The following is a 3,461-nucleotide window of genomic DNA, read 5'->3' as shown; positions in this document are numbered from 1 at the left end:
CGTTTGCGCAGGGCGGTCCGTTGCCGCCGATGCTGGGCGACATCGTGCTGGCCGCCGAAACGGTCGCCCATGAAGCGGTACTGGAAGACAAGCCTGTCGAGAACCATATCACCCATCTCGTCATCCACGGCCTGCTGCATCTGCTGGGCTACGATCACGAGACCGAGGCCGAGGCCGAGGCGATGGAAGCCGTCGAACGCGCGGCGCTTGCAAGGCTTGCCATTCCCGACCCCTACGCGTAACTACATCTGACCAATTGACCGGACGACGATGAACGACAAACCAGAGACTGCCGCCCGCCCCGACGCCGGCAGTGCAACCAAGGCTTCCGATACGTCGGAAGAGGGATCAAGTCCGAGTACCGTTGCCTCTGGTGCTAGCAGTACCTCTGCTGCTGCCGGCACCTCTGGTGCTGCCAGCATCGGCAGCGCTGCCAGCGAGACATCGCCTGCCGGTCCCTCCCTGTTCGACCGCGTTCTTGGCCTGTTCAGGCAACGCAACGGAACCAGCCTGCGGGAGGAAATCGCCGGCGCGCTTGCCGAGACAACGAGCGATGCCGGCGCCTTCTCGCCCGGCGAACGCGCCATGCTCAACAACATCCTGCGGCTGCGCGAAGTGCGCGTCGAGGACGTCATGGTGCCGCGCGCCGACATTCAAGGGGTCGAAATCACGACGACGCTCGGCGATCTGCTGGGCACCTTTGAGCAATCCGGCCATTCCCGCATGCCGGTCTATTCAGAGACCCTCGATGATCCGCGCGGCATGGTCCATATCCGTGATGTGCTGGCCCACATCACCAAGATCGCGCGCGTCAAGAAGGGCCGCTCGACCAGGAAAACACCCGTCGCCACGGTTCTCGATCTCGCCCAGGTCGATCTCGCACGCACCATTGGCGACCTCAATCTGATCCGCCCGGTGCTGTTCGTGCCGCCGTCGATGCTCGCCTCCGACCTGATGGCTCGCATGCAGACGACGCGCACGCAAATGGCGCTGGTCATCGATGAATATGGCGGCACCGACGGCCTTGCCTCGCTGGAAGACATCGTCGAGATGGTGGTCGGCGACATCGAGGACGAGCATGACGACGACGAGCCGATGATCACCCAGAGCGGCGACGGCGTGTTCATCGTCGATGGCAAGGCCGAGATCGACGACGTCGCCAAGATGATCGGCGGGGATTTCGCCGCCGGTGAACATGGCGAATATGTCGACACCATCGGCGGCATGATTTTCAACACGCTTGGCCGTGTTCCGGCCCGCGGCGAGGTGGTGCAGGCCATACCCGGTTTTGAATTTCACGTCCTCGACGCTGATCCGCGCCGCGTCAAGCGCGTGCGCATCGTGCAGAGCCAGAAGGGTGAGCGTCGCCGGCGTGCCACGGCGCGCACCGAACAGGCGTGAGCGTTTCGCTCGCACGATGACTATCGACGACCCGTTCAAGCATCCAAGTCTGGGCTCTGGTGTTTTCTACAAGGATCCGCATGCCGCGCTGGACTGGCTCGAGGCGGCTTTCGGCTTCGAGCGCAGCATGGTGGTCAGCGATGCCGAGGGAAAGCTCATCCATGCAGAGATGCGGTTCGGCGACAGCTACATCATCGTCGATTCCGAATGGAGCGATTACGTCGCCAGCCCGGCTTCGATCTCGGGCAAGAACACGCAGTCGATCTATGTCAGGCTGAAGGGTGGCCTGGATGCGCATTGCGAGCAAGCGCGAGCCCTCGACGCTGATATAATCCAGGAGCCGGCGGATCAGTTCTACGGTGAGCGCCAGTATCGTGCACGCGACCCCGAGGGCCATGTCTGGACGTTCACGCAGACCATCCGTTCGGTTCCGCGCGAGGAGGCCGAGCGGCTGGGGGGCGTTCAAATCGAGGGTTGGCACCGGTAGGCAGGGCCGGAGCTGTGCATCTCAGCCAGCCCATCCGCCGTTTGGAGCGCGGAGCGCAGCCTGTTAAATCTTGTGTCCTGATTCGCGACTCGGAAGTATGCATGGAGCGCCTCACCGGCCGGATAATTCTGCTTTGGGGTTGGCGGCGTGCGCTCGTGGCGTTTCTCGCCGGCGCCCTCGCGGTGCTTGGGCAGGCGCCTTACGACTTCTTCGCCGCCTGTTTCGTCTCGTTCCCGCTGCTGGTCTGGCTGCTCGACGGCGCCACCGGCGAAGCTTCAGGCAGTCTGTTCCGGCGTCTGCGGCCGGCTTTCGCCGTCGGTTGGTGGTTCGGTTTCGGCTATTTCCTCGCCGGCCTCTGGTGGATCGGCTCGGCGCTGCTGGTCGAGGCCGACAGCTTTGCCTGGGCGCTTCCCTTCGCGGTGGTCGGCATTCCTTTCATGCTCGCCTTTTTCTATGGCTTTGCGGCAATCGTTGCCCGGCTGCTGTGGAGCAACGACATTGGCCGCATCGCCGCCCTTGCCTTCGGCTTCGGCCTGGCGGAATGGCTGCGCGATTTCCTGTTCACCGGTTTTCCCTGGAATGCCGTCGGCTACGCGGCCATGCCCGTGCCGCTGCTGATGCAGAGCGTCTCGGTGACGGGCATGATCGGCATGAACGCGCTCGCGGTGTTCGTCTTCGCACTGCCGGCACTGCTGGCGGCACGTCGGCACCTGCGCCTCGGCGCGGCACTGTTTGTCGTGCTCGTCGCTGCCCATGTCGGCTTCGGCTATATCAGGCTTGCCGCTCCCGAACCGCCAGCTTCACGCAGCCTGGATGTCCGCATTGTCCAGCCGGCCGTGGACCTGTCGGAAAAATGGGATGCCTCGGTGCGCGACCGCATCTTCGCGGTCCTGATGGGGCTCTCGGGCAAGGCGCCGGATCCAGGCCATCAAAAGCCGCAACTGATCCTGTGGCCCGAAACCTCGGTGCCGTTCCTCTTCACCGAGCGTCCGGACGCATTGACGGCGCTGGGGGATATGCTCGGACCCGGCCAGATGCTGATTGCCGGCGTCGTCCGCGAGGAAGGCGGCTCGGCCGCAAATGCCGACAGCCGCTACTACAACTCCGTGGTGGCGATCGACGACAAGGGTGAAATCACCGACGCCGTCGACAAGGTTCACCTGGTGCCGTTCGGCGAATACCTGCCTTTCGCCGATCTGCTCCAGCGTTTCGGCATCGAGCAACTGGTTGCCGGGCCGATGAGTTTCGCGGCCGGCAATGAGCGGCACGCCATTACGCTGCCCGACGGCATCCGTGCGCTGCCATTTATCTGTTATGAGGTGATCTTTCCCGATCTTGTGGCAGTTGACGCTGCGTCAGCGCAGCTTATTGTGAACGTTACCAATGATGCGTGGTTCGGCGACACGCCGGGTCCGTATCAGCATTTCAGGCAGGCCCAGATCCGTGCGGTGGAAAATGGATTGCCATTGGTGCGTGCCGCCAACAACGGCATCTCGGCCGTCGTCGATCCGCGCGGGCGCATCGTCGATGCGCTTGCTATCGACGCGCGCGGCGCCATCGATGCCCACATACC

Annotated in this window: 4 protein-coding genes; all 4 read left to right on the top strand. The window is 63.6% G+C overall.

Going from position 1 to position 3,461, the window contains the following annotated elements; all coding sequences use genetic code 11:
- A partial coding sequence (gene ybeY, locus EN991_RS28330; protein ID WP_127369987.1) for an rRNA maturation RNase YbeY occupies positions 1-242 on the top strand: 242 nt, incomplete at its 5' end.
- 28 nt (positions 243-270) lie between these two features.
- Entirely contained in the window at positions 271-1,401 is a 1,131-nt protein-coding gene (locus EN991_RS28325) for a hemolysin family protein (RefSeq protein ID WP_027161765.1), read from the top strand.
- 16 nt (positions 1,402-1,417) lie between these two features.
- Entirely contained in the window at positions 1,418-1,888 is a 471-nt protein-coding gene (locus EN991_RS28320; protein WP_127369986.1) for a VOC family protein, read from the top strand.
- Positions 1,889-1,989: 101 nt separating this feature from the next.
- The coding region (gene lnt / locus EN991_RS28315) for an apolipoprotein N-acyltransferase (protein WP_127369985.1) at positions 1,990-3,461 on the top strand (1,472 nt) is incomplete at its 3' end.

This window comes from Mesorhizobium sp. M7A.F.Ca.US.005.03.2.1 (assembly GCF_003997795.1).
GTDB classification, from domain to species: Bacteria; Pseudomonadota; Alphaproteobacteria; order Rhizobiales; family Rhizobiaceae; genus Mesorhizobium; species Mesorhizobium ciceri.
Note: the sequence above shows the minus strand (reverse complement) of the source record. Positions and strands in the feature narration are given on the sequence as shown.

Coding starts and splice junctions, on each gene's coding strand:
- EN991_RS28325 (WP_027161765.1), top strand. CDS start 271: ATGAACGACAAACCAGAGACTGCCGCCCGCCCCGACGCCGGCAGTGCA.
- EN991_RS28320 (WP_127369986.1), top strand. CDS start 1,418: ATGACTATCGACGACCCGTTCAAGCATCCAAGTCTGGGCTCTGGTGTT.